The sequence below is a fragment of the Cellulomonas sp. Marseille-Q8402 genome, assembly GCF_965119525.1.
The window spans coordinates 866259-890194 of record NZ_CBCPLX010000002.1 but is presented as its reverse complement, the minus strand read 5'-3'; the positions used below and the strand labels follow the sequence as shown (position 1 = coordinate 890194).

Sequence of the window (23936 nt, the reverse complement as noted above, 5' to 3'; positions counted from 1 at the left end):
GTCGGCCTGCGTCGTGCTCTCGGCGCCGGTCATCGCGCCCCTCCCGTCCTGTGGCCCGCTGCGAGCGGCACCCGCGCCCGCACCAGGTAGCCCCCGCGCCCGCGGGCGCCCGTCTCGAGCGTGCCGCCGTCGGCGGCCACCCGCTCCTGCATCCCGAGCAGGCCGAGCCCGCCCGACGTCATCCGCACCCGGCGGCCGCCGCGGCCGTCGTCGGCGATCTCGAGCTCCACCGCGTCGCCCTCGTACCGCAGCCGCACGTCGACCCGGGCGCCGGCCCCCGCGTGCTTGCGCACGTTGGTCAGCGCCTCCTGGCAGATCCGGTAGAGGTTCAGCGAGGTCAGCGGCGGCACCCGCACGGGCTCGCCGACCACCTGGAACTGCGCCGCGAGCCCGGTGTCGGCCGCCTGCTGCACCAGGCCGGGCAGCCGCTCCACGCTCAGCGAGCCGACGGCCGCGCCGCCCTCGGCGTCCAGCCCCGTGTCCCGCAGCGTGGTGAGCAGCCCGTGCAGCTCGTCGACCGCCTCGCGGGCCGAGTCCTCCACCTGCTCCAGCGCGGCCGCCGCCTGCTCCGGGTCGTGGGTCAGCACCACCCGCGCCGCCGCCGCCTGCACGCCCATCATCGACACGTGGTGCGCGACGGCGTCGTGCAGCTCGCGCGCCAGCCGCAGGCGCTCGATGGCGACGGCCTGCTCCTCGACGCGCTGCCGCTCGCCGACCAGCTGGCGGCCGCGGAAGTCGGTGCGGGCCCGCTCGCGGGCGGCGTTCCACGCGTGCTCGCCGAACCACCAGGCGCCCGCGAAGTACAGGATGTTGGTCAGCACCTGGATGAGCAGGAACGCCACGAGCGGCGAGAACGCGCCGGCGTTGGAGAACCCCTCGACGCCCTCCGGGTCGGTGACCGCCTGGAACATCGTGATCAGCAGCCACACGAACATCGCGACGACGATCGCGCCGCGCACCCAGGTCGCCCGGGCGCGGCTCGTCTCCCAGGCGCCGACCGAGTACAGCGCCATGAACAGGGCGATGTTGGCGAACAGCGTCTCCGGGACGCGGGCCTGACCCAGGACGACGAACGCGGCGGCCACCACGAGCGCCACAGCCGACGGCCGGCGACGGCGCAGGGCGAGCGGCCCGACCAGCCCGAGCAGCACGACCAGCCCCACCCAGGACTCCGCCGGGTCGTCGTACATCCCGGCGGTCCGGCCGAGCGCCAGGCTCAGGACGCCGCCGACCAGCAGGCCGGCGGCCAGCAGCACGTCGACACGGCGCTGGTCCGCGGTGATCGGCGGCCGGCGCCAGCCGGGGGCGTCCGGGTCGTCGGCGACGACGGCACCGGTCGGGTCGGGGGCAGCGGGGTCGCTGTCGGGGCGGAGCACGGCCCCACGGTAGCCGCGCGCGCGAGCCGCCCGCGGCTGCCGTCGTCAGCGGGTGATCGTGAACCCGCCCGGCGGGACCGGGACGGTGCCGCCCGGCGTGGCCGTGACCCGGCGCTCGGTCCGGCCGTCGGCGTCGTAGGCCGCACCCCGGCCGGCCGCGAGCGCCGGGGTGGTCGTCCGCCGCGCGGTCGAGCCGGCGTGCAGGACCGCGTCCCCGCCCGTCGTCGTCCACCGCGCGGTGGCGACCGCGGGCCGCACCAGCAGCGCGTCCAGCCGGAGGTCGCCCGGGCCCTCGTTGGTGCACCGCACGGTGACCGCCGCGCCGTCGGGCAGCGGCCGGTCCAGCAGCTGCGGGACCAGGCTGCCGTCGGCCTCGGTGAGCCCGGCCGGTCCGGTGCCGCCGTTCTGCGTCCGGCCCAGGCCCACGGGCCGCCGGCCGCCGACGACCTCCCAGCGCGCCCGCCCCGCCTCGGCGGCCGTGCGCCAGGCGAGCGGCAGCGCCCACCCGCCGGGTGCGCCGGCGACGTCGAGCTCGACCCACTGCCCCGCGGGCACCCGGACGTACCCGCCGCCGACGAGGTTGCCCTCGCCGGTCCACGCGCCCTCGGCGGGCCGGACCACGGTGCAGCCGTCGCTCAGCCGGCCGCTCTCGGCGTCGAGCACCCGCAGCCCGTCGTGCGCGGCGAGGCCGGTGATGCCGCGGGCGATCTCGGCGACGTCGGGCCGGGCGTCGAGCAGCAGCATGGTCAGCAGCCCGTGGATGGTGGACTCGGCGCCGGAGTTGCGGTTGACCCGCCCGTCCACCTCCACGCCGTCGAAGGTCACGCCGGTGGCGGGGTCGTACACGGGCACGCCCGCCGGGTTGGCGCCGAAGAACCAGCCCGCCGCCAGCCCGCCCAGCACGCGGAGCCCGGGCCCGCCGCCCGCGTCGGCCGCCGCGAGCGCGGCGGCGACCCGTCCGTGCGCCCCGTACGCGATCTGCGCCTCGGCCGGGGCGGGGGCCCAGGCGTTCCACGGTCCGCCCGTCGCCAGGACGAGCGGCGTGAACGTGCCCGCGTCCGCGAGCGCCGCACGCCGCCAGGGCCGCTGCCCCCGCAGCGCCCCGGCCGCGGCGAGCGCCTCGGGCGCGGCCGCGCCCCACGCGTGCCAGAACCCCAGCGACCCCGTCCACGGCAGCACCGCGCCGAACGGCCACCCGCGCACGTCGGCGGACGCCATCGCCGCGACGCCCTCGGCGTACCGGTCGAGCGCCTGCCCGAGCCGGCGGTCCCCCGGCAGGGCGCGGACGGCGGCGACCAGGCCGAGCACCGCCTCCGCGGTGGCGTCGGCCCCGCCCGCGATCAGCCACGCCGGCAGGCGCACGCCGTCGCTGAGCACCCGCTGCCCGTACCGCGACAGCGACTCCTGCTCGAGGGCGTCGAGGCACCGGTGCAGCCGGGCCAGCAGGAACTGCGCGAAGCCGGGGTCGGCGGCGGCGAACGCGGCGTACCCCTCCCCGAGCGCCCACACGGTCCGGGCCAGCCAGTACGACTCGGCGGAGTCGGACGGGTCGGGCAGCTCGACGGGCTCGGCGCTCGGGTTGAGCGTGCCGTCGGGCTGCTGCCAGAGGACGACGCGCCCGGAGTCCGCGCCGCCCTCGTCCTGCAGGTACGCCAGCGCGCGGAGCACCTGGTACGCCTGCTGCCGGCTGTCGCCGTCGCCGGTGGCCTGCCAGTGCCGGAGCAGCACCACCGCGGCGCGGGCGATGTCGTCGGCGTTGTAGGCGCCCTGCGACCAGTGGCCGGTGGCGGGGTCGAGGGTGCCGCCGCCGACCCGCCGGAACCCCTCCCCGTCGCCGGCGTCCGCGTAGGTCCAGGGTGCGAGCGCCGTGGGCTCCTCGGCGACCCGGTAGGTCGTGTGGGTGCCGGACGCGACCAGCGGGACCGTGTCGAGCAGGAACCGCAGGTGCGCGACGTTGGTCAGCGGGGCGGCCGGCGGGGTGCCGCCACCCGCGGGCCGAGGGGTCGTCGTGCCGGCCGCGCCGGGTGCCGTCGCCACGAGGGCGGGCACCGTGACGCAGGCGGCCAGGAAGGTGCGTCGAGTCGTCATCGTCTCGTCTCCTGGGTTCTCGCCGGTCGGGGTGTCAGGCGCGCAGCGACGCGCCCCAGGGTCGGGCCGGGTCGTGGACCGCGACCGCGAGGGTCGTGTCCGACTGCCCGTAGTACGCGAACCACCGGTCCCGGAACTGCACCAGGCCCTCGACGAACGTCACGTTGGACACCAGGCCGTTGCGGTCCTCGAAGGTCTGGGGCCGCAGCCAGGGGTCCTGCAGGCGCGCGAGCACGCGGGTCGGGTCGTCGGGGTCGATCGCGATCTGCCCGCACCGGTAGTCGACGTCGACCGTGCCGTCGTCGTGCACGGTGCGGGTGGCGCCGTTGGTGAGCATCACCAGCAGCCCGTTGCCGGTCAGCACCGGCGAGGTGCCGATCTCCACCAGGTCGGCGTCGAACGACCCGGGGGTCGGCGCGTACATCGGCTCGGTGTCCGGGGTGCCCGGCGTCCAGTGGATCAGGTCGTCGCTGGTGGCCCAGTAGATGCCGCCCTCGCCGAAGTACATCCACCACCTGCCCTGCATCTGCACCGGCACGATCACGCCGGCCTTGGACCAGTCGTGCCCGCGCGGGTCGACGGTGGCGAACGTGTCGAAACCCGGGAACAGCGGCCCGTGCCGGGTCCAGGTGCGCAGGTCGGTGGAGGTCGCCAGGCAGAGGCGCGCGGCCGTCCGGTCCCACCCGGTGTACGTCAGGTAGTAGGTGCCGTCGACGACCGCGAGCCGCGGGTCCTCGCACCCGTACCGCTCGTAGTCCTCCTGCGGGGACAGGATCGGCTCGTCCTCCCGCTCGAAGTGGTACCCGTCGCGGCTCCGGGCCAGCCCGATGTGGGACACGATGTCCTCGGCGTGCGCCCGGTAGAGCAGCAGCACCTCGTCCCCGTCGACCAGCGCCGCGGGGTTGTAGAGGTTGGCGGACTCCCACGAGCCGCCGCGCGGTCGCAGGACGGGGTTGCCCTCGTAGGGCACGAACGGTCCCAGCGGGAACGTCGCCCCGGTGAACCAGGTGGTCGCGGTCATGGGTCAGCCCTTCACGGCGGAGCCGAGGTCGGTGGCGCGGAAGTACCGCTGGAACAGGCAGAACAGGACGACGACCGGGAACGCGAGCGCGCAGGCGCCGGCGAGGATCGCGCCGTTCGGGTTGGCCGCGGTCTGCGCGACGTTGGAGATGTAGTTGGCCAGCGACACCGCGAGCGGCTGCAGCGTCGCGTCCTTCGTGATGAGGAACGGCCAGAGGAACTCGTTCCACGGCCCGATGAACGTCACCAGCACCACCGTGGCGAGCGCCGGCCGCACCAGCGGCAGCGCGACGGACCGCAGGATGCGCAGCTCCCCCGCGCCGTCGATCCGCGCGGCCTCGAACATCTCCCGCGGCAGGGCCCCGAAGAACTGCGCGAAGATGAACACGGCCGTGGTGTTGATCGCGAACGGCAGGATCATCCCGAGGTACGTGTCGCCCAGGCCGAAGCCGCGGGTGATCTGCACGTACAGCGGGATCATCAGCAGCTGGAACGGCACCATCTGCACCAGCAGCATCAGCACCCAGGTCAGCCGCCTCCCGGGGAACCGCAGCCGGGCCACCGCGTACCCCGCGAGCGTCCCGAGCACGATCGTCCCGAGCAGCACCCCGGCGGTCATGATCAGCGAGTTGACCAGCGACCCGGCCAGGTCGATCCGCGCGTCGATCTGCGCGAAGTTCTGCGTCGTCCAGCCCGAGGTCGGCACCAGCCGGTCCGGGGTGTTGGTCGGGTTCTCCTGGAACGCCCCGACCACCATGAAGTAGAAGGGGAACGCGAACACCAGCGCCGCCACCGCGAGCAGCAGCTGGCGCCAGACGGTCCCCGCACGACGTCGTCGCATGTCATCGCTCCCGGTTCAGTCGCTGGGCGGCCAGGGACAGCAGCCCGACGACGACCACCAGCAGCATGCCGATGGCGGCCGCGACGTCGGGGTTCTGCTGCTGGATGCCGCGCTGGTAGATGAGCAGCACCGGGGTGACCGACGCCCCGTCGGGGCCGCCGCCGCCGGTCAGCAGGTACGGCTCGGTGAACAGGTTGGTGCCGGTGATGATCGCCAGGACCAGCACGAGCGTCGTCGCCGACCGCACGCCCGGCACCGTCACGTTGAGGAACCGCTGGAACCCGTTGGCGCCGTCGGTCTCGGCGGACTCGTGCAGCTCGCGCGGCACGTTCTGCAGCGCGGCGAGGTAGAGCAGCACGTAGAACCCCAGCTGCTTCCACGTCACGTACAGCGCGATGGTGGGCATCGCCAGGGCCTTGTTCACCAGCCACGACGGGTCCGGCGCGAGCGGCCCGAGCACCTGGTTGACCAGGCCGGTCGACGAGAACAGCAGCATCCAGACGCCGACCAGCGACACGCTCGCCGTCAGGTACGGCACGTAGTACGCCACCCGGTAGGCCGCGGCCCACCGCACGCCCGCGTTGAGCGCCGACGCCAGTACCAGCGCGAGCACCACCGTCAGCGGCACGTTGATCACCAGGAACACCGCGGTGTTCCGGAACGACCGGAGCACCTGCGGGTCCGTGAGCACCGCCTGGAAGTTCTCGAGCCCGACGAACGGCTTCGGCACGTCCACGCCGGGCGCCGTGAAGAAGTAGTCGTGCACCGACATGTACCCCGCGAACCCGAGCGGGTACGCGAACACGACGAGCACGAACACCACGTAGGGCGCAGCGAGCAGCGACCCGATCGGCTGCCCGCCCCACCACCGGCGGCGGCCCCGTCCCCCGGGGGGCGGGGCGGGTGCCTGGCCGACACCCGCTCCCGCGCCCGTCGTCAGGGCGGTCATCTCAGCCCTGCACCAGGGTGTCGATCTCCGACGCGGCGGTGCTGAGGAACTCGTCGACCGACGTGCTGCGGAAGATCACCGCGGACGAGTACGCCTCACGGAACGTCTGCCACGCCTCGATCGAGTTCGGGATGCTCGGCACGTCGCCGGTGCGGGCCGCCTGGTCCGCGAACACCTCGTACTCCGGGTTCGCCGCGAAGTAGTCCGGGTAGGTCGCCGCGAGGTCCTGGCGCAGCGGCATCTGGCCGGTCGCCTCGAGCAGCGCGCCGTCGTTCTCCTCGCTCGTGGAGTACTGCAGGAACTCCCACGCCGTGCCCTGGTTCTCGCAGGACGTGAACATCGAGACGTTCTTGGAGTCCGCGAACGTCGTCACGTCCTCGCGCCCGTCCGACGTCGGCACCGGCATGAAGCCGACGTCCACGCTGTCCTTGTAGGACGCGATCGCCCACGGGCCGGCCATCTGCATCGCCGTCTGCCCGGTGATCATCGCGTCGTCGGTCGACTCCTCCTGCGGCGCGAGCCCGTCGGCGTAGACCGACGCCCAGAACTCGGCGACCGCGTGGCCGGCCTCGTCGTCGAACGTGGACTCGCCGTCCTCGACCAGCAGGGTGCCGTCGGTCTCGGCCAGGTACGTCGGGTAGAAGTCGAACCACGGCTGGTAGAAGTCGTTGGTCGGCGACGGCCAGATGGCGCTGGGCGCGGCACCCGAGTCGACGATCTGCTGCGCGCCGGCGAGGAAGTCGTCGTAGGTCGCCATGCCCGGGTCCTCCGGGTCCAGGCCCGCCTGGGCGAACAGCGCCTTGTTGTACATGACCATGACGGGGTTCGACTTCCACGGCAGCTGGTAGTAGCCGCCGTCCGTCTCGTACACGGAGATCCCGTCGCCGCCGCGCTCGGTCAGGTAGTCGGTGCCGCCGTCCATCGTCGCCAGGTCGACCAGCCCGCCCTGCCGGACCCAGCCCGGCACCGCGGCGCTGCTGATGTTGTAGACCAGGCACGGCGCCGTGCCCGCGGTGATCGCGGCCGTGATCGCCTCCTCCGAGGACGCACCGGCCGGGATCTCCTGGGCCGTCACCTGCTCGTCGGGGTGGTCGGCGTTCCAGGCGTCCACGACCTCCTGGCCCCAGGCGACCTCCTGCTCGTTGTTGGACAGCCAGATCGTGATCGGGCCGGTGGCCGCGGCGCCGTCGCCACCGCCCCCGGCGTCGTCCTGACCGCCCGAGCACGCGGCCGTGGCGAGCGCCACGGCGGCGACCAGGGTGATGCCGGCTGACTTGCGGGTGTGCCTCATCGGGACTCCTCATCGAGCTCGGGTCGGGGATCGCTCGGCGCGGGGGCGTCGGTGCTCGCGCGCAGCTGCAGGACGGTGCAGTCGACCGTCACGGACCGGGGCTCCTCGCCGGCGAGGTCCGCCAGGAGCCGGGTGGTGGCGACCCGGCCGCGGCGGGCGGGGTCGGTGGAGACGCTGGTGAGCGGCGGGCTCAGGTGCGCCGACAGGTGGTCGTCGTCGAAGCCGGCCACCGCGAGGTCGGCCGGGACGGCCAGCCCGCGGCTCTGCGCGTACGAGGCGCCGGCGATCGCCATGGTGTCGTTCGCGTACAGGATCGCGGTGGGCCGGTCGGGCAGCGCCAGCAGCTCCGCCGTCGTCGCCCGGCCGCTGCCGGCGGTGAAGTCGCCCTCGCGGAGCAGCTCCCGCGAGCCGACCGCCTGCACGTACGCCTTGGCCCGCGCGAACGAGTGCACGTAGCCCAGGGGCCCGCCCACGTGCGCGATCCGGGTGTGGCCGCGGCTGCGCAGGTGCTCCACCAGCTGGCGCACCGGGGTGTCGTCGTCGGTCCGGACGCACGACAGCGCGCTCGGCCCGTCGTACGCCCCGAGCAGCACCGCCGGGAGCGCGAGCTGCTGCAGGAACGGCACCCGCCAGTCCTCGCGGTGCAGGTCCAGCACGATCACGCCGTCGGCGCGGCCCGCGACCATCGCGCGGTACGCCCGCTCCTCCGCGGCCCGGCTGCCCACCACCTGCAGCACCAGGGCGACCTCGCGCTCGGCGAGCGACTGCTCGACGCCCGCGATGAACGCCGGGAAGAAGGTGTCGGACGCGAGGATCGCGGGGTCGCGCCGGAGCACGACCCCGATGGCGTTCGCCCGCCGGATCGCGAGCGCCCGGGCGCTGGAGCTCGGGACCCAGTGCAGCTCGCGCGCCGCGGCGAAGACGCGTGCCTTGGTCGCCCCGCTGATCGGCCGGTTGCCGCTGTACGCGTGCGACACCGTGGCCTTGGTGACCCCGGCTGCGCGGGCCACGTCGGAGATGGTCGGACGGGTCATCCTCACCCCTTCGTGATGGACCTGCCTCGACCGTAAAAGCGGTTTGACGGATCGGACAACCGGTTTGACGACCGTCCTGGACGCCTACCCTTGCGGGATGGCCCACCTGCTCGGCGGCGAAGCGCTGCACCTGTCCTTCCCCACCAAGAACGTCTTCGACTCGGTGACCGTGGGCCTCAACGAGGGCGACCGGGTGGGCGTCGTCGGCCGCAACGGCGACGGCAAGTCCTCGCTGCTCGCCCTGCTGGCCGGGCGGCTGCAGCCGGACTCCGGCCGCGTCACCGTGCGCGGCGGCGTGCGGATCGGCGTGCTCGACCAGACCGACACCCTGGACCCGGCGCTGACGGTCGGCGCGGCCGTCGTCGGCGACCGCGTCGAGCACGAGTGGGCCGGCGACGCCCGGATCCGCGACGTCGTCTCCGGGCTGGTCGGCGACCTCCCGTGGGACAAGCTGGTCGGCGACCTCTCCGGCGGGCAGCGGCGCCGCGTCGCGCTGGCGGCGCTGCTGGCCGGCGACGACGACGTCCTCATGCTCGACGAGCCCACCAACCACCTCGACGTCGAGGCCGTCACCTGGCTCGCGCGGCACCTGAACCGCCGCTGGTCGGCCAACGCCGGCGGGCTGCTGGTCGTCACCCACGACCGGTGGTTCCTCGACGAGGTGTGCACCGCGACGTGGGAGGTGCACGACGGCGTCGTCGAGCCGTTCGAGGGCGGGTACGCGGCCTACGTCCTGCAGCGCGTCGAGCGCGACCGGATGGCCGCCGCGTCCGAGGCGAAGCGGCAGAACCTCATGCGCAAGGAGCTCGCCTGGCTGCGCCGCGGCGCGCCCGCCCGCACGGCCAAGCCGAAGTTCCGCATCGAGGCCGCGAACCAGCTGATCGAGGACGAGCCGCCGGTGCGCAACTCCGTCGAGCTGTCCCGGATGGCCACGTCCCGGCTCGGCAAGGACGTCGTCGACATCGAGGACGTCTCCGTGTCCTACGGCGACCACGAGGTGCTGAAGCACGTCACCTGGCTGATCGCGCCCGGCGAGCGCACCGGCGTGCTCGGCGTGAACGGCGCCGGCAAGTCGACGCTGCTGGGACTCGTCACCCGCGAGGTGCGCCCCACCACGGGCCGGGTGAAGCACGGCAAGACGGTCAAGGTCGCGACGCTCACCCAGGAGCTCGCCGAGCTGCGCGACATCGCCGACGAGCGCGTCAACGACGTCATCGCCCGCTACCGGACGTCGTACGTCGCGGGCGGCAAGGAGATGACCCCCGGCCAGCTGCTCGAGCGCCTCGGCTTCACCGCCGTGCAGCTCCAGACCCCCGTCAAGGACCTGTCCGGCGGCCAGCGCCGGCGCCTGCAGCTGCTGCTGATCCTGCTCGACGAGCCCAACGTGCTGGTGCTGGACGAGCCGTCCAACGACCTCGACACCGACATGCTCGCCGCGATGGAGGACCTGCTCGACACGTGGCCCGGCACGCTCCTGGTGGTGTCCCACGACCGGTACCTGCTGGAGCGCGTCACCGACCAGCAGTGCGCGGTCCTCGACGGCCACCTGCGGCACGTCCCGGGCGGCGTCGACGAGTACCTGCGGCTGCTGGAGCACCAGCGGGCCGGCCGGCCCGTGTCGACCGGGTCGCCCACGGAGGCCACCGGGCCGGCCGCGTCCGACGGCGCACCCACCGGGCTGGACGGCGCCGAGCTGCGCGCCGCCAAGAAGGAGCTCGGCGCGCTGGAGCGGCGGATCGCCAAGATCACCGGGCAGATCGAGGCCCTCGACAAGAAGATGGCCGAGCACGACCCTGCCGACTACGGCGGCCTGACCGCCCTGGGCGAGGAGAAGCACGCGCGCGAGGCGGAGATCGCCGAGGTCGAGGAGCGGTGGATGGCGCTGGCGGAGGCCGTCGAGGGCTGAGAAATCACTCCGCCCGCAAGTCGATCACTCCTCGCGTCGCTGCGAGGGCTCCAGGGCCTCGCTGACTCCGTCCGCGCCTGGCGCGCGCGCCGCTCTGAGCCGAGGAGGGGTGCGCCGGGCATGGCCCGACGCACCCCGTTCGTTTCGATCAGACCTCCGGGGATACCTCCTGACGCGCTTCCCGGCGAGCTCGGACCAGGACGGTGCCGGCGCCGACGAGCAGCGCAGCCAGCGCCACCAACCAGGTCACCTGCGTCCCGGTGAGCGCGAGGTCGCCGTCCTGGGGGACGTCGGTGTCGGCCTCGGGGTCCGGTTCCGGATCCGGGCCCGGCTCGGGGCCCGGCTCCGGCTCGGGGCCCGGCTCCGGGTCGGGACCCGGCTCCGGGTCAGGACCCGGCTCCGGCTCGTCGACGTAGAGCGCAGTCACCTCATCGGCACCCACTGCGCGGTCGAACACCCGCACGTCGTCCACCGACCCCGGCCAGAAGTCGACCGCGTCGTCCCGCCAGGTCGCACGCCCGATGGTGAGCCCGCCGGCGGGCAGGTCGGCGCCGCGCGCCACCTCGGTGGCAGCGAGCTCGCCGTCGACGTAGAGCCGCAGCTCCTGAGCGGCCGCGTCCCGCACCGCGACGAGGTGGTACCACTGCCCCACCTCGGTCGGGAGGTCCGCGACGGCGCGCGGTCCGTCGAGGAAGCTGACGGCGAACCCACCGACCTGCGCTCCCCACTGCAGGAAGAACGCGCTGGATCCGGTGGCGCCGTCGTGCGCGACCACGGTGGCGTAGTTCTCCGGCAGGCGGTCGAGCGCGACCCAGGCGGACACGGCGTACGAGCCGGTCGTGTCGACGACGTCCGCGGTGCCGTCGACCCAGTCGGCCGTCCCGTCGAGGTGGACGCCGGTCCCGTCGTGGCCGTCGGTCCAGCTGCCACCGTGCAGCGTCGCCTCGCGGCCGCCGCCGGTGACGTCCTGGGCCTGGTCGCCCTCGCCCTCGTCGAACGGCCAGCGCACCGCGCCGTCCAGCCCGGGCGTCCCCGCCGGGTAGGTGGTCGCCGAGCTGCGCGAGCCGACCTCGATGACGGCCTCGTTGACGGCCCGCACCGCGTCCCGGTCCACCTTGGGCACGGCACGGTCGTAGGTCCACAAGCCGTTGAGCTCGTTCTCGACGTCGGTGATCTGGGTGTACAACGATCCAGACAGGCTGGCGTACGCCGGCCGGGCGAGCGTGGCGGTGTTGCGGACGTAGGCGTCGGTCAGCTCCTGCACCGACTGCACCCCCTGGTAGGGGTTGAGGTTCCCGCCGGGCCACATGTGTCCCGGGATCGCGAGCGAGTAGCCGCCGTGCTCCCCGTCCACGGCCGCACGGGTGGCGTCCGGGTCGGGCAGACCGGGACCGGGGTAGGCGTGCCAGTCGATGACGTCACCGCGCCCGGCGTCGCCGAGGGAGTCGCAGCAGTTCTGCCCGGAGTGCGCGTTCACCAGGCGGCTCGGGTCCTGCTCCTTCACCTGCTCGGCGATCTGGCCGGTTGCAGCAAGGTCCCACTCGCCCCAGCCCTCGTTGAACGGGACCCAGCCGATGATGGAGGGGACGGACAGGTGCTGGTCGACCATCGTGGCCAGCTCGGCCTGGAACGACGCCTGCTTGGCGGTGTCCCCGTTCGTCCACGCGGCCGGCATGTCCTGCCAGACGAGCAGCCCGAGGGTGTCGGCGTGGTGGTACCAGCGGGCGGGCTCCACCTTGATGTGCTTGCGCACGGTGTTGAAGCCCATCGCGAGGTGCTCCTCGAGGTCGAAGAGCAGTGCCTCGTCGGTGGGGGCGGTGGAGATGCCGTCCGGCCAGTACCCCTGGTCGAGAGTCGACAGCAGGAACGTCTTCTCGCCGTTGAGCAGGACGTGGTTCACGCCGTCGACGGGCGCGACCTCGATCGTCCGCATCCCGACGTAGGACTCCACGACGTCGTCACCCAGGGTCACCCGCAGCCCGTACAGCGCCGGGTTGCCGGGCTCCCAGAGCTCGGCGTCGGGCACCTCGACCCGCAGCGGCACGTCCGCCGGACCGGACACCGTGCCCACCTCGGCACCGTCCGGGGCGAGCACGGTCACCGTGGCAGATGGCGCCGTCCCCGCTCCGGTGGACCGGACCGTCACGTCCACGGCGTCCAGCGTCGCGACCGGTGCCGCGTCGACCTGGGCCACCGAGGCGACCGGCACCGGCTCCATCCAGACGGTCTGCCAGATGCCCGACGAGGGGGTGTAGAAGATGCCCCCGGGGTCCGGGACCTGCTTGCCGGTGGGAAAGCTGCGGTCCGTGGTGTCGGTGACGCGCACGACGATCTCCTGCGGCCCGGACCCGACCAGTGCGTCGGTGATGTCCGCGCTGAACGCGTCGTACCCCCCGATGTGGTGCGCGACCTCGGCGCCGTTCACGTAGACCCACGCCTCGTGGTCGACGGCACCGAACTGCAGCAGGAGGCGCTCGGTCCCGCCCACGTCCCAGTCCGCCGGGACCTCGACGGTGCGCCGGTAGAGCATGTGGTCCTCGTGCCGGTTGATGCCCGACAGCACGGACTCGACCGGGAACGGGACCGTCACCGTCTCGGGCAGGTCCGCGCCGAACACCGGGGCGGTGCCCGTGCCCAGCTGCCACGGTCCGTTGAGGTTGACCCACCGCTCTCGGGTCAGCTGCGGACGCGGGTACTCGGGCAGCGGGTGCTCGGGATCGACGTCGGCGGCGAACGGCGTGACCATCGCATAGGTCGAGTCGTTGGCCACCGGCAGGTTGAACGCGGGCAGCGGTACGCCGCCTGCGGCCAGCTCGGCCGACCCGTCGTAGGCGACGCGCACCCGGCTGCCGGCCGGCACCGGCTCGCTGAGCGTCACGTCGGCGGTGGCCGGGTCATCGGGGTCCGGTGTCGCGTCGGTGACCGGCCAGGTCACGCCCGCGACCGTCACCGTGAGGTGCTCCTCGACGCCGTCCACGCCCGACAGCGGTGCGGATCCGGTCAGGCGCAGGACATCGCCCGCCGACGGGACGACCGCGCTGACGTCCGGCACCTCGACGCCGTCCGGCAGCCAGAACGCGGTGTCGGGGACGACCTCACGCTCGATGGCAGCAGAGGACCACCGGAGCGTGAGGTGAGAGCCGCCTTCCTCCTGGAAGAGCTCCATCCGCAGGGCGTGCTTGCCGGCGGTGAGCGCGACGGGTTCCGACGTCTGCTCGTTGTCCCAGTCGGGTTCCCAGTGGTCGATCACGGGCGCGTCGTCGATCCACAGGCGGAACCCGTTGTCCCCTACTGCGGCGAAGGTGTAGGCGTCGTCCGCCGGGACGTCCAGGTCTGCGGTCCAGCGCGCGCTGGTGTGCGTGCCCCGGCCCGTGAGGTCCTGGAAGGTGGGGACGAGGTCCCCGATCTCCAGACGCGACTCGACCTGCGTGCCGCCGAGGGCGTCGAGGTCCCAGGCGCCCGGGGCCGACATCGTGAAGTACTCGCCGAGCACGCCGTGGCCGTCGGCTGGTGGTGCAGGTTCGGCGGCGTCGGCGGAGTCGGCGCCCTCGGGCCCGGCGTCCGACGGTGTCGCGAGGGCCGGACCCGTCAGTACCAAGCCGCTCAACGCCAGAGCGGCCGTGACCAGCCCGGCGGTGCGGGCACGCACGCGTCCACGTGCCCTCGTGTGGGATCTCATGCAGGGACCACCCTCCAGTTCGGTAATCCGGGGCGGCGCAGGCGCGCGACCCCGCGCGACGGGCGCCCTGAGGCGCCGGTCGCGTCGTGCCGTTCCGTGCGGCTGATCTGTGGTGCAGGTGCGGGCTGTCGGTCAGGCTGGTGGGCGCTGGCTGCGGCTCAGCCAGGCCTGCGCGGTGGCGACGACCAGCAGCACCGCGCCGGACACCACCGCCTGCCAGTTCGTGTTGGACAGGCCGATCCGGTTGATCCAGTTCGCGATGACCTGGAGCAGCAGCACACCGACGAGCGTCCCGAGCACGGTCCCGGAGCCGCCGGCGAGCAGGGTGCCGCCGATGACGACGGCGGAGATCGCCTGCAGCTCGAGGCCGCTGCCCAGGGTCGTGACCCCGGACGCGGTGTAGGACGCCACGCAGACCCCGGCCAGGCCGGCGAGCGCGCCGGACACCGTGTAGACGAGCACCGTCGACCGGGCCACCGGCAGTCCCATCAACGCCGCCGCGTCGGGCTGCCCGCCGAGCGCGAGCAGCGTCGAGCCGTACGCGGTGCGCCGGAGCACGAGCCCGCCGACCGCGAACAGCGCGATCGCGAGCCAGCAGTGCGGCCCGAGCCCGAGCACCCGGTCCTGCGCGAGGTGCAGCAGCGGCGATCCCGGCGGCACCTTGTACGTCACGGCGCCGGAGCCGGTCAGCGTCAGGAGCAGTCCGCGGGCGAACATCAGGCCGGCGAGCGTGACGATGAACGCCGGCAGCCGACCGTGGGCGATCACCAGCCCCTGCACCAGGCCGATCCCCGCGCACACGCCCACGGCCAGCACGACGGCGACCACGACGCCGTGCTGGGAGCCCCAGGCCGCGAGGACCCCACCCAAGCAGTAGACGGAGCCGACGGACAGGTCGATGCCGCCGGTGAAGATCACGAACGTCATCCCCAGGGCGATGATCGCGAGGAACGCCGACTGGTTCGCGATCTGGGCGAGGTTCCCCGCGGTCGCGAACGTCTGGTACATCGACGACATCACGATCACGATGCCGACGAGCACGACGAGAGCGCCCTGCCGCTGCGCCATCCGCGCGAGCCGTCCGGCACCGGTCCGGGCGCGCGCCGCGGCGGGGACCGGGACGGCGGTTGTGCTGGTGGTGGTGATGCTCATCGTGACCTCCGGCCGATCTGCTGGACGTAGACCCCGAGCACGACGATCACGGCAAGTGCCATCTGGGAGACCGCGTCGGAGATGTTGTGCGCGATGAGCGTCGACCGGAACAGCTGCACGAGCAGCGCCCCGGCGACGGTCCCGAGCACCCGGACCCGCCCGCCGGACAGCGACGCGCCGCCGATGACCACGGCCGTGATGGCGTGCAGCTCCATCAGCAGCCCGAGCCGCATCGGGTCGACGCCTTGGCTGCGGGTGGCGACGAGGATCCCCGCGACGGCCGCGAGCAGCCCGCACAGCACGTGCACCCCGACCAGGGTCCGGCCGACCCGGAGTCCTGCGAGCACGGCCGCGCGACGGTTTCCGCCGACGGCGAGCAGCTCCCGGCCGGACACCGTGCGCCGGACCAGGAACGCCACCGCGACGACGACGAGCGCGGCCGCGACGACGATGTTCGGCACACCCAGCACGGCCCCGCGGCCGAGAGTCCGCAGGCCCGGGTCGGTGAAGTTCACCTGACCGGACACCACCGCCGCCAGCCCACGCCCGGCGACCATCACGCCGAGCGTCGCCACGATCGGCTGCAGACCCACCCGTGCGACGAGGACGCCGGCGAGGGCCCCGGCGCCGACACCGACGGCCACACCGGCGAGCACCGCCGGCACCGTGCCGTACCCGAGGTAGAGCGGCACGACGGCAGCGGACAAGGCCATGACAGAGCCGACCGAGAGGTCGATGCCACCGGTGCCGATGACCAGGGCCATCCCCAGCGCGACGATCACGACGGGCGCGACCTGCTGGAGCTGGGTCCACAGGTTCGCGGTCGAGAGGTAGTTGTCGGTGATGACCAGGTTCACGGCGACCAGGACGGCGACGGCCAGGTACACCCCGTACCGGCGCAGCCACGCTCCGTCGACCCGGAGCCGGGGACGCGTGCCGGGTGGTGCCTGGGTCTGCGTGGTCATGATGCCTCCTGGGCGACGGTCGGCGCCTCGCCGACCAGCGCCGCGAGCAGGGCCGACGCATCGACCTCGGCGCCCACGAGCTCCCCGGCCACTGCACCGTCCCGGAGCACGAGCACGCGGTCGGCTGCGGCGACCATCTCGTCGGTCTCGGACGAGATCAGCACGACAGCGAGACCCTGCGCGGCGAGCTCGTCCACGAGATCGCGCACCTCGGCCTTCGCTCCGACGTCGATGCCGCGGGTCGGCTCGTCGAGCAGGAACACCCGCGGCTCCGTGCACAGCCACCGGGCGAGCAGCACCTTCTGCTGGTTGCCGCCCGACAGCTCGCCGACCAGCTGGCCGGGCCCGGACGCCTTGATCCGGAGCCGTTGCATGAACGTGGCGACCAGCCGGTCCACCGCCCGGTCGTCCACGACGCCCCACCGTGAGACCGCGGGCAGAGCGGCGAGCACGATGTTGTCGCGGATCGAGAGGTCGGGCACGAGCCCTTCTGCCTTGCGGTCCTCGGACAGCAGGGCGACCCCCGCACGCAGCGCCGCACGGACCGAGTGCGGCCGCAGCCGTTGCCCCGCGACCTCCACCGCGCCCTGCTCCGTGCGCAGGGCTCCGTACACGGCCTTGACCGTCTCCGTACGCCCCGCCCCGAGCAGACCGCCAAGGCCGAGCGTCTCCCCCGGCCGGACCGTGAACGACACGTCCTGCGGCCGGTGCCGGACCGACAGCCCCCGCACGGCCAGCGCGGGCTCGCTGGTCTGCTCCGCTCCGACGTCGGACAAGCGTTCCCGGGGCGGGGCGTCCGCGATGTGCCGGCCGAGCATCTGCCCGACCAGGTCCCGCCGGCTGACGTCGGCCATCGGGGCGGTCAGCACGTCGCGGCCGTCCCGCAGCACCGTGACGGAGCTGCACAGTTCCCACAGCTCGTCGAGCCGGTGCGACACGTAGACGACCGCGACGCCGGCGTCGCGCAGGCTGCGCGTGACCTCGAACAGCATGGCGACCTCGGCCGCTTCGAGAGAGGACGTCGGCTCGTCCATGATCACCACGCGGGCGTCCACGGCGACCGCCCGGGCCAGCGCCACCATCTGCTGAGCGCCGAGCCCGAGCGTCCCGAGGTCCGCCCGGACGTCCACGTCGAGTCCGAGACGGCGCACGGCGCGCTGCGCCTGCCGGTGCATCTCCGGGAGGTCGATCAGCCCGAACCGCCGGGGTTCACGTCCCAGGAAGACGTTCCGCGCCACCGACAGCAGCGGCACGAGGTTGATCTCCTGGTAGATCGTGGAGATCCCGGCACGCTGGGCGTCCGCCGGCCGGTCGAACTCGACCGTCCGGCCTTCGTAGCGCACCTCGCCGGAGTCCGGCCGGTACGCGCCGGTGACGACCTTGATCAGCGTCGACTTGCCGGCCCCGTTCTCTCCTGCGAGGGCCCGGACCTCGCCGGGACGCAGCGCCAGGTCGACGCCGCGCAGCGCTCGCACGCCGCCGAAGTGCTTGTGCACCCCGCGCACCTCGAGAACGGGACCGGGGTCGCCCGGTCGAGCGGCCTCGCGGGCCGCAACGTGGTCTGCCACGTCGCTCAGAACGCCCGAGCAAGGCCGTCGGCGGCGTTGCCCGCGTCGTAGACCCCGTCGGCGATGATGATGTCCTCGGGGATCTCCTCGCCGGCGAAGAAGCTCGCGAGGGTGTCGAACGCCAGCGGGCCGAACCGGGGGTTGGACTCGATCACCGCGGTGTACGTGCCGTCGACGATCGCCTGGACGGCGGTGCGGGTGCCGTCGACGGAGACGATCTTCACGTCCTCCCCCGGCAGCAGACCTGCGGCCTCGACCGCGGCCATCGCGCCGAGCCCCTCCTCGTCGTTGTACGCGTAGACCGCGTCGATCTCCGGGTGCGCCTGCAGCAGCTGCTCGGTGACCGCCTGGCCCTCGGTCCGCGAGGCGTTCGCGGTCTGCTCGGCGACGATCGTGATGTCCGGGTACTCGGCCGCGACCTGCTCGGCGAACCCGTCACGGCGCCCGTCGGTCACGTTGTTGCCGGACGACCCGAGCAGCACCGCCACCTGCGCGGTCCCACCGGTCGCCTCCGCGAGCGCATCGGCCGCTCGCCGGCCCTGCTCCTCGAAGTCCGACCCGAGGTAGGCGACGTAGTCGGCGCAGTGGTCGTTGCTGACCTTGCGGTCGATCGTCAGCACCGCCACGCCTGCGTCCCGGGCCGCGGTGAGGGCGGGGTCCAGGCCGTCCGAGTTCACCGGGGCGACGATCAGCGCGTCCACGCCCTGCGCGAGCATCTCCTGGATGTCGGAGATCTGCTTCGACAGCTCGTTGTTCGCGTTCGTGACCACCAGCTCGGCCCCGCGGGCCGCCGCCTCCTCGCGCAACGACTGGGTCTCCGCAGCCCGCCACGACGCCGCGTCCGGCTCCGACTGCGAGAAGCCGATGACCGCGCCCTCCAGGTCGATCGGCTCGACGCCGTAGTCCGCGACCGTGCAACCCGTCCCGGCCGACGCCGCGTCAGGCGTCTGCACCTCCTGGGCCGCATCAGCCCCGTCCTGCGTCTCCACGCCGTCCGTCCCGGTGTTCGTGCACCCGACGAGGAAGACCCCCGTCATCGCGAGGACCCCGACCCGACTCATGACATGCCGCATGTGCGTCTCAACTCCTATGTTGACGACCTGGGCCCACGTCGGGCCCACGCACCCGGGCGAAGCGACCAGAATCCACCATCGCTGCGGCTGAAACCGCCCAGGTCCCACCAATACTTGTCAGGACCGCACACAGGCGCAACGGCCGTGACCCGATCGTTACGGCGGTGTCCCCATATGACCCGAACGGCCCACCTGCCCCTTTTGGGACATATGCGCGACATATCACCTGTGCATTTTTCGAGCGGCTGGACAACTCCCAGCCCGGGGCTTGTAGGGTCACGATCCTCAGCCCTGAGTGACGAGGAACAGCCGTGCCCGAATTCCCGCCCGGAACCATGACGACGGCGCCCGACGACCATCTCCAGCGCGGCCTGACCAACCGCCACATCCAGCTCATCGCCATCGGCGGCGCCATCGGCACCGGCCTGTTCCTCGGCTCAGGCCGGACCATCGCCCTGGCCGGCCCGTCGGTCCTGATCGTCTACGCCGTCATCGGCTTCATGCTGTTCTTCGTCATGCGCGCCATGGGCGAGATGCTGCTGTCGAACCTCGACTACAAGTCGTTCCGGGACATGGCGGCCGACGTCCTGGGCCCGTGGGCCGGCTTCGTCACCGGGTGGACGTACTGGTTCTCGTGGATCGTCACGGGGATCGCCGACGTCGTGGCCGTCGCCGGGTACGTCGACTACTTCGCGCCCGCCCTGCCGCGGTGGGTGCCCGCCCTGGGGCTGGTCGTCCTGCTGCTCACGCTGAACCTGGTGGCGGTGCGGCTGTTCGGCGAGCTCGAGTTCTGGTTCGCGATCATCAAGATCGTCGCCATCGTCGCGCTGATCGTCACGGGCGTCGTCCTGGTGGCCACGGCGTTCCAGGGCGCCGGCGGGGTGCAGGCGTCGCTGAGCAACCTGCACGCCGACGGCGGCCTGTTCCCGCACGGCTTCACCGGGTTCCTGGCCGGCTTCCAGATCGCGATCTTCGGGTTCGCGGGGATGGAGCTGGTCGGCACCGCCGCCGCCGAGACCCACGACCCTGAGAGGACGCTGCCGCGGGCCATCAACGCGATCCCCGTCCGGGTCGGGCTGTTCTACATCGGCGCGCTGGTCGTCATCATGGCCGTCACGCCGTGGCGGCAGATCAGCCCCGAGGTCAGCCCGTTCGTCGAGATGTTCGCCCTCGTCGGGCTGCCCGCGGCCGCCGGGGTGATCAACCTGGTCGTCCTGACGTCGGCGGCGTCGTCCGCGAACAGCGGCATCTTCTCCACCTCCCGGATGCTGTACGGCCTGGCGCACGACGGCGTGGCACCCCGGTCGTTCCGGCTGCTGTCCCGGCGCCACGTGCCGGCGCGCGGGCTGCTGTTCTCCTGCGCGTGCCTCGTGCCCGCCATCGCCCTGCTCTACGCCGGCTCGTCCGTGATGCAGGCCTTCACGCTGGTCACCAGCGTGGCCACTCTGCTGTACCTGGTGGTGTGGACGATGATCCTGCTCTCCTACCTGGCGTACCGGCGCCGCTACCCGGAGCGGCACGCGGCGTCGCGGTTCCGGATGCCCGGCGGGCGGGCGATGTGCGCGGTGGTGCTGACGTTCTTCGCCTCGATGGTCGTGGTGCTGGCGCTGGAGCCCGACACCCGCAAGGCCCTGGTCGTGACGCCGGTGTGGTTCGCGCTGCTCGGGATCGCCTGGGCGGTGCTGCGGCGGCGACGGCCCCCGGGCGGGGACGCGGAGGGCGGGGACGACGCCGGCGACCTGACCGGGGAGCGCCGGGCGGTGCGTGCCACGACCTGACCGAACGGGGGTTGATCGGCGCCGACGACGCCGAGGACCCTGATACCGACGCGCCCGAGAGCCGACCCGACGACGAGGAGCACCCGACATGCTGACGCCTGAGGAAGAGGTCGAGCGCGAGGAACGCCGCGACGCCGCGATCCGCCGCAACCCCGCCGTGCGGAAGTCCATGGCCCAGTTCCGGGTGGCGGCGGACGAGGGCGTCGGGCGCGAGACCCCGCAGTGGATCCGCGACCTCGCCGAGAAGCCGCTCGTCCCTCGCCGCCGCTGACCGCCGGGACGGTCCCGCACCCCCGCGCACGCCTCACTAGGATCGACGCCATGTCCCGCATCCTCAGCGCTGTCGCCTGGCCCTACGCCAACGGCCCGCGCCACATCGGTCACGTCGCCGGCTTCGGCGTCCCCTCCGACGTCTTCAGCCGCTACATGCGGATGGCGGGCCACGACGTCCTCATGGTGTCCGGCACCGACGAGCACGGGACGCCGATCCTCGTGCAGGCCGAGCAGGAGGGCGTCACCCCCCAGGAGCTCGCGGACCGGTACAACCGCGTCATCGTCGAGGACCTCACGCAGCTCGGGCTGAGCTACGACCTGTTCACCCGCACCACGACCCGCAACCACTACGCGGTGGTGCAGGAGATGTTCCACACGGTGCACAAGAACGGGTACATGGTCGAGCAGACGACCATGAACGCGATCAGCCCGTCGACGGGCCGCACGCTGCCGGACCGCTACATCGAGGGCACCTGCCCGATCTGCGGCTACGACGGCGCCCGCGGCGACCAGTGCGACAACTGCGGCAACCAGCTGGACGCGATCGAGCTGAAGAACCCGCGCAGCCGGATCAACGGCGAGACCCCGAAGTTCGTCGAGTCCAACCACTTCTTCCTGGACCTGCCGGCGTTCGTCGACGCGCTGGGCGACTGGCTGCGCACCCGCACCGAGTGGCGGCCGAACGTCCTGAAGTTCTCGCTCAACCTCCTGGACGACGTCCGCCCGCGGGCGATGTCCCGGGACATCGACTGGGGCATCCCGATCCCGCTGCCGGGCTGGGAGGAGGACTCCCACAAGCGGCTCTACGTGTGGTTCGACGCCGTGATCGGCTACCTGTCCGCGTCCATCGAGTGGGCACGGCGGTCGGGTGACCCCGAGGCGTGGCGGCAGTTCTGGACCGATCCCGAGTCGCTGTCCTACTACTTCATGGGCAAGGACAACATCACCTTCCACTCGCAGATCTGGCCGGCCGAGCTGCTCGGCTACGCCGGTGGCGGGTCCAAGGGCGGCGAGCCGGGCGTCTTCGGGAAGCTGAACCTCCCGACCGAGGTCGTGTCGTCCGAGTTCCTCACGATGGAGGGCAAGCAGTTCTCGTCCTCGCGCGGCGTCGTCATCTACGTCCGCGACATGCTGAGCCGGTACCAGCCGGACGCGCTGCGGTACTACATCTCGACCGCGGGGCCGGAGGCGCAGGACGCCGACTTCACCTGGGCCGACTTCAAGCGCCGCACCAACGACGAGCTGGTCGCGGGCTGGGGCAACCTGGTCAACCGCACGGCCAGCATGATCCACAAGAACGTCGGCGCGATCCCGACGCCGGGGCCGCGCCTGGGCGTGGACGAGGCGCTGCTCGCGACGACGACGACGGCGTTCGGCCGGGTCGGCGAGCTGATCGGCACGCACCGGCACCGCGCGGCGATCGGCGAGGCGATGCGGGTGGTGCAGGAGGCCAACCGGTACATCTCCGAGACCGAGCCGTGGAAGCTGAAGACGGACCCGGAGCGGCTCGGCACCGTGCTGCACACCGCGGCGCAGGCCGTGAGCGACTGCAACACCATGCTGGCGCCCTTCCTGCCGCACTCCGCCCAGCAGGTGCACGAGGCGCTGGGCGGCACGGGCCAGTTCTCGCCGCTCCCCCGCATCGACGAGGTCACCGACCTGGACGACCCGTCGCGGCAGTACCCGGTCATCACCGGCGACTACCGCCGCGGCGTGACGCTGCCCGCGTGGCAGCCGAAGGCCCTGGTGCCGGGCACGCCCGTCGCCAAGCCGGAGCCGGTGTTCACCAAGCTGGACGACGACATGGTCGAGGCCGAGCTCGACCGCCTCCGGCAGGGCTGAGTGGGGCGGTCGCGCAACCGGCCGACGGGCTGGGCACCGTCGCCCGAGCCGCTGCCGGTCGCGGTGGTCGACGACCACACGCACCTCGAGTCGGTGCTGGACGTCCGGGCCGAGGCCGGCGCGGACGCCGACGGCGAGCCCGCCCCGGCCACGCTGGACGACCACCTGGACCGGGCCGCGGCCGTCGGCGTGCCGCGGATGGTCCAGGTGGGCTGCGACCTGGACGCGGTGGCGTGGACGGACGCGGTCCTGCGGGTGGACGCCGGCGGCTCCGGCGCCGCGGCACCGGTCCCGCTGCGGGCGGGCCGCCGCGCGCTGCTCGGGGCCGTGGCGATCCACCCCAACGAGGCCGTGCTGCACGCCGGCGTGCACGAGGTCGCGCCCGACGGCCTCGAGCCGGACCCGCAGCCCCGCCACGACGTGCCCCTGGACGAGGCGCTGGCACGGGTCGCCGAGGTCGCGCGCGGCAACGACCGGGTCCGCGCGGTCGGCGAGACGGGGCTGGACTTCTTCCGCGCCGGCCCGCGCGGCCGCCAGGTGCAGCGCGAGGCGTTCCGGTCGCACGTCGCGCTGGCCAAGGAGCTCGGCCTGGCGCTGCAGATCCACGACCGGGACGCGCACGACGACGTCGTGGACGTGCTGCTGCGGGACGGCGCCCCCGAGCGCACGGTGTTCCACTGCTTCTCCGGCGGGGAGGCGCTCGCCGAGCTCTGCGCGCGCGAAGGCTGGTTCGCCTCGGTCGCGGGGCCGGTGACCTACGGCGCCAACGACGACCTCCGGGCTGCCGTGCGGCTGCTCCCGCTGGACCTGCTGCTGGTCGAGACCGACGCGCCGTACCTCACCGCGCACCCGCTGCGCGGGCGCCCCAACGCGCCGTACCTCGTCCCGCACACGGTCCGCCGCCTGGCCGCGGAGCGGGACACGGACCTGGCGGGGGTCTGCGCGGCCCTCGACGCGACGGCCCGCCGCGTCTACGGCGACTGGTAGCCCCGCGCGGCCCCCGACCCCCCCGCCGCCGGCCGGCGTCGCGACCCCCGACCGGGTGGATCCGCGGGCTCCGGGTTCCCGTCCGGGTCACGAATCGGTTACGGTCGTCGGGTT

The 23936-nt window shown here is 73.2% G+C and carries 17 protein-coding genes; 5 read left to right on the top strand and 12 right to left on the bottom strand.

Going from position 1 to position 23936, the window contains the following annotated elements:
• Nucleotides 1–29: 29 nt before the first annotated feature.
• Genes ACWPWW_RS15045 through ACWPWW_RS15015 form a run of 7 tightly spaced genes read right to left on the bottom strand, consistent with a single transcriptional unit; the run spans nt 30 to nt 8599 of the window.
• A complete protein-coding gene (locus ACWPWW_RS15045) occupies nt 30–1376 on the bottom strand; it encodes a sensor histidine kinase (protein ID WP_454051157.1) in 1347 nt (448 codons plus the stop codon).
• 45 nt (nt 1377–1421) lie between these two features.
• Nucleotides 1422–3464, bottom strand: coding sequence for a hypothetical protein (locus ACWPWW_RS15040; RefSeq protein WP_454051156.1), 2043 nt, complete (start codon nt 3462–3464; stop codon nt 1422–1424).
• A gap of 34 nt (nt 3465–3498) precedes the next feature.
• Nucleotides 3499–4485 carry a glycoside hydrolase family 130 protein gene (locus ACWPWW_RS15035; protein ID WP_454051155.1) on the bottom strand — a complete coding sequence of 329 codons (987 nt, stop codon included), beginning with the start codon at nt 4483–4485 and terminating at the stop codon, nt 3499–3501.
• Between the two features lie 3 nt (nt 4486–4488).
• Nucleotides 4489–5325 carry a carbohydrate ABC transporter permease gene (locus ACWPWW_RS15030; protein ID WP_454051154.1) on the bottom strand — a complete coding sequence of 279 codons (837 nt, stop codon included), beginning with the start codon at nt 5323–5325 and terminating at the stop codon, nt 4489–4491.
• A gap of 1 nt (nt 5326) precedes the next feature.
• The gene (locus ACWPWW_RS15025; RefSeq protein WP_454051153.1) at nt 5327–6274 is read right to left on the bottom strand and encodes a carbohydrate ABC transporter permease; all 948 of its coding nucleotides are present in this window, start codon (nt 6272–6274) and stop codon (nt 5327–5329) included.
• A 1-nt stretch (nt 6275) separates the two neighbouring features.
• Nucleotides 6276–7565 carry an extracellular solute-binding protein gene (locus tag ACWPWW_RS15020; protein WP_454051152.1) on the bottom strand — a complete coding sequence of 430 codons (1290 nt, stop codon included), beginning with the start codon at nt 7563–7565 and terminating at the stop codon, nt 6276–6278.
• The gene (locus ACWPWW_RS15015; RefSeq protein ID WP_454051151.1) at nt 7562–8599 is read right to left on the bottom strand and encodes a LacI family DNA-binding transcriptional regulator; all 1038 of its coding nucleotides are present in this window, start codon (nt 8597–8599) and stop codon (nt 7562–7564) included. Before ACWPWW_RS15015 ends, ACWPWW_RS15020 begins: the two co-directional genes overlap by 4 nt.
• A 97-nt stretch (nt 8600–8696) precedes the next feature.
• On the opposite strand from ACWPWW_RS15015, the gene ACWPWW_RS15010 reads away from it, so the two are divergent.
• A complete protein-coding gene (locus ACWPWW_RS15010) occupies nt 8697–10505 on the top strand; it encodes an ABC-F family ATP-binding cassette domain-containing protein (protein WP_454051150.1) in 1809 nt (602 codons plus the stop codon).
• 148 nt (nt 10506–10653) lie between these two features.
• Here the strand turns inward: ACWPWW_RS15010 and ACWPWW_RS15005 are convergent, their stop codons facing one another.
• From ACWPWW_RS15005 to ACWPWW_RS14985, 5 genes are all read right to left on the bottom strand, one after another.
• A complete protein-coding gene (locus tag ACWPWW_RS15005) occupies nt 10654–14154 on the bottom strand; it encodes a LamG-like jellyroll fold domain-containing protein (RefSeq protein WP_454051149.1) in 3501 nt (1166 codons plus the stop codon).
• A gap of 162 nt (nt 14155–14316) precedes the next feature.
• Entirely contained in the window at nt 14317–15336 is a 1020-nt protein-coding gene (locus tag ACWPWW_RS15000; protein ID WP_454051148.1) for an ABC transporter permease, read from the bottom strand.
• The gene (locus tag ACWPWW_RS14995; protein ID WP_454051147.1) at nt 15333–16301 is read right to left on the bottom strand and encodes an ABC transporter permease; all 969 of its coding nucleotides are present in this window, start codon (nt 16299–16301) and stop codon (nt 15333–15335) included. Before ACWPWW_RS14995 ends, ACWPWW_RS15000 begins: the two co-directional genes overlap by 4 nt.
• Nucleotides 16298–17797, bottom strand: a complete 1500-nt coding sequence (locus ACWPWW_RS14990; RefSeq protein ID WP_454051146.1) for a sugar ABC transporter ATP-binding protein — start codon at nt 17795–17797, stop codon at nt 16298–16300. Before ACWPWW_RS14990 ends, ACWPWW_RS14995 begins: the two co-directional genes overlap by 4 nt.
• A 77-nt stretch (nt 17798–17874) precedes the next feature.
• Nucleotides 17875–18930, bottom strand: coding sequence for an ABC transporter substrate-binding protein (locus ACWPWW_RS14985; RefSeq protein WP_454051145.1), 1056 nt, complete (start codon nt 18928–18930; stop codon nt 17875–17877).
• Between the two features lie 347 nt (nt 18931–19277).
• On the opposite strand from ACWPWW_RS14985, the gene cycA reads away from it, so the two are divergent.
• The 4 genes from cycA to ACWPWW_RS14965 all read left to right on the top strand — a co-directional run bounded on the left by cycA (nt 19278) and on the right by ACWPWW_RS14965 (nt 23822).
• Nucleotides 19278–20720: a D-serine/D-alanine/glycine transporter gene (gene cycA, locus ACWPWW_RS14980; protein ID WP_454051835.1), complete on the top strand. Its 1443-nt coding sequence runs from the start codon at nt 19278–19280 to the stop codon at nt 20718–20720.
• An 88-nt stretch (nt 20721–20808) separates the two neighbouring features.
• Nucleotides 20809–20991 carry a hypothetical protein gene (locus ACWPWW_RS14975; RefSeq protein WP_454051144.1) on the top strand — a complete coding sequence of 61 codons (183 nt, stop codon included), beginning with the start codon at nt 20809–20811 and terminating at the stop codon, nt 20989–20991.
• A gap of 50 nt (nt 20992–21041) precedes the next feature.
• Nucleotides 21042–22835 (top strand): methionine--tRNA ligase, encoded by a 1794-nt coding sequence (gene metG, locus ACWPWW_RS14970; RefSeq protein ID WP_454051143.1) that lies wholly within the window; start codon nt 21042–21044, stop codon nt 22833–22835.
• Nucleotides 22836–23822 carry a TatD family hydrolase gene (locus ACWPWW_RS14965; RefSeq protein WP_454051142.1) on the top strand — a complete coding sequence of 329 codons (987 nt, stop codon included), beginning with the start codon at nt 22836–22838 and terminating at the stop codon, nt 23820–23822. It abuts the gene before it with no gap.
• Nucleotides 23823–23936: the final 114 nt, after the last annotated feature.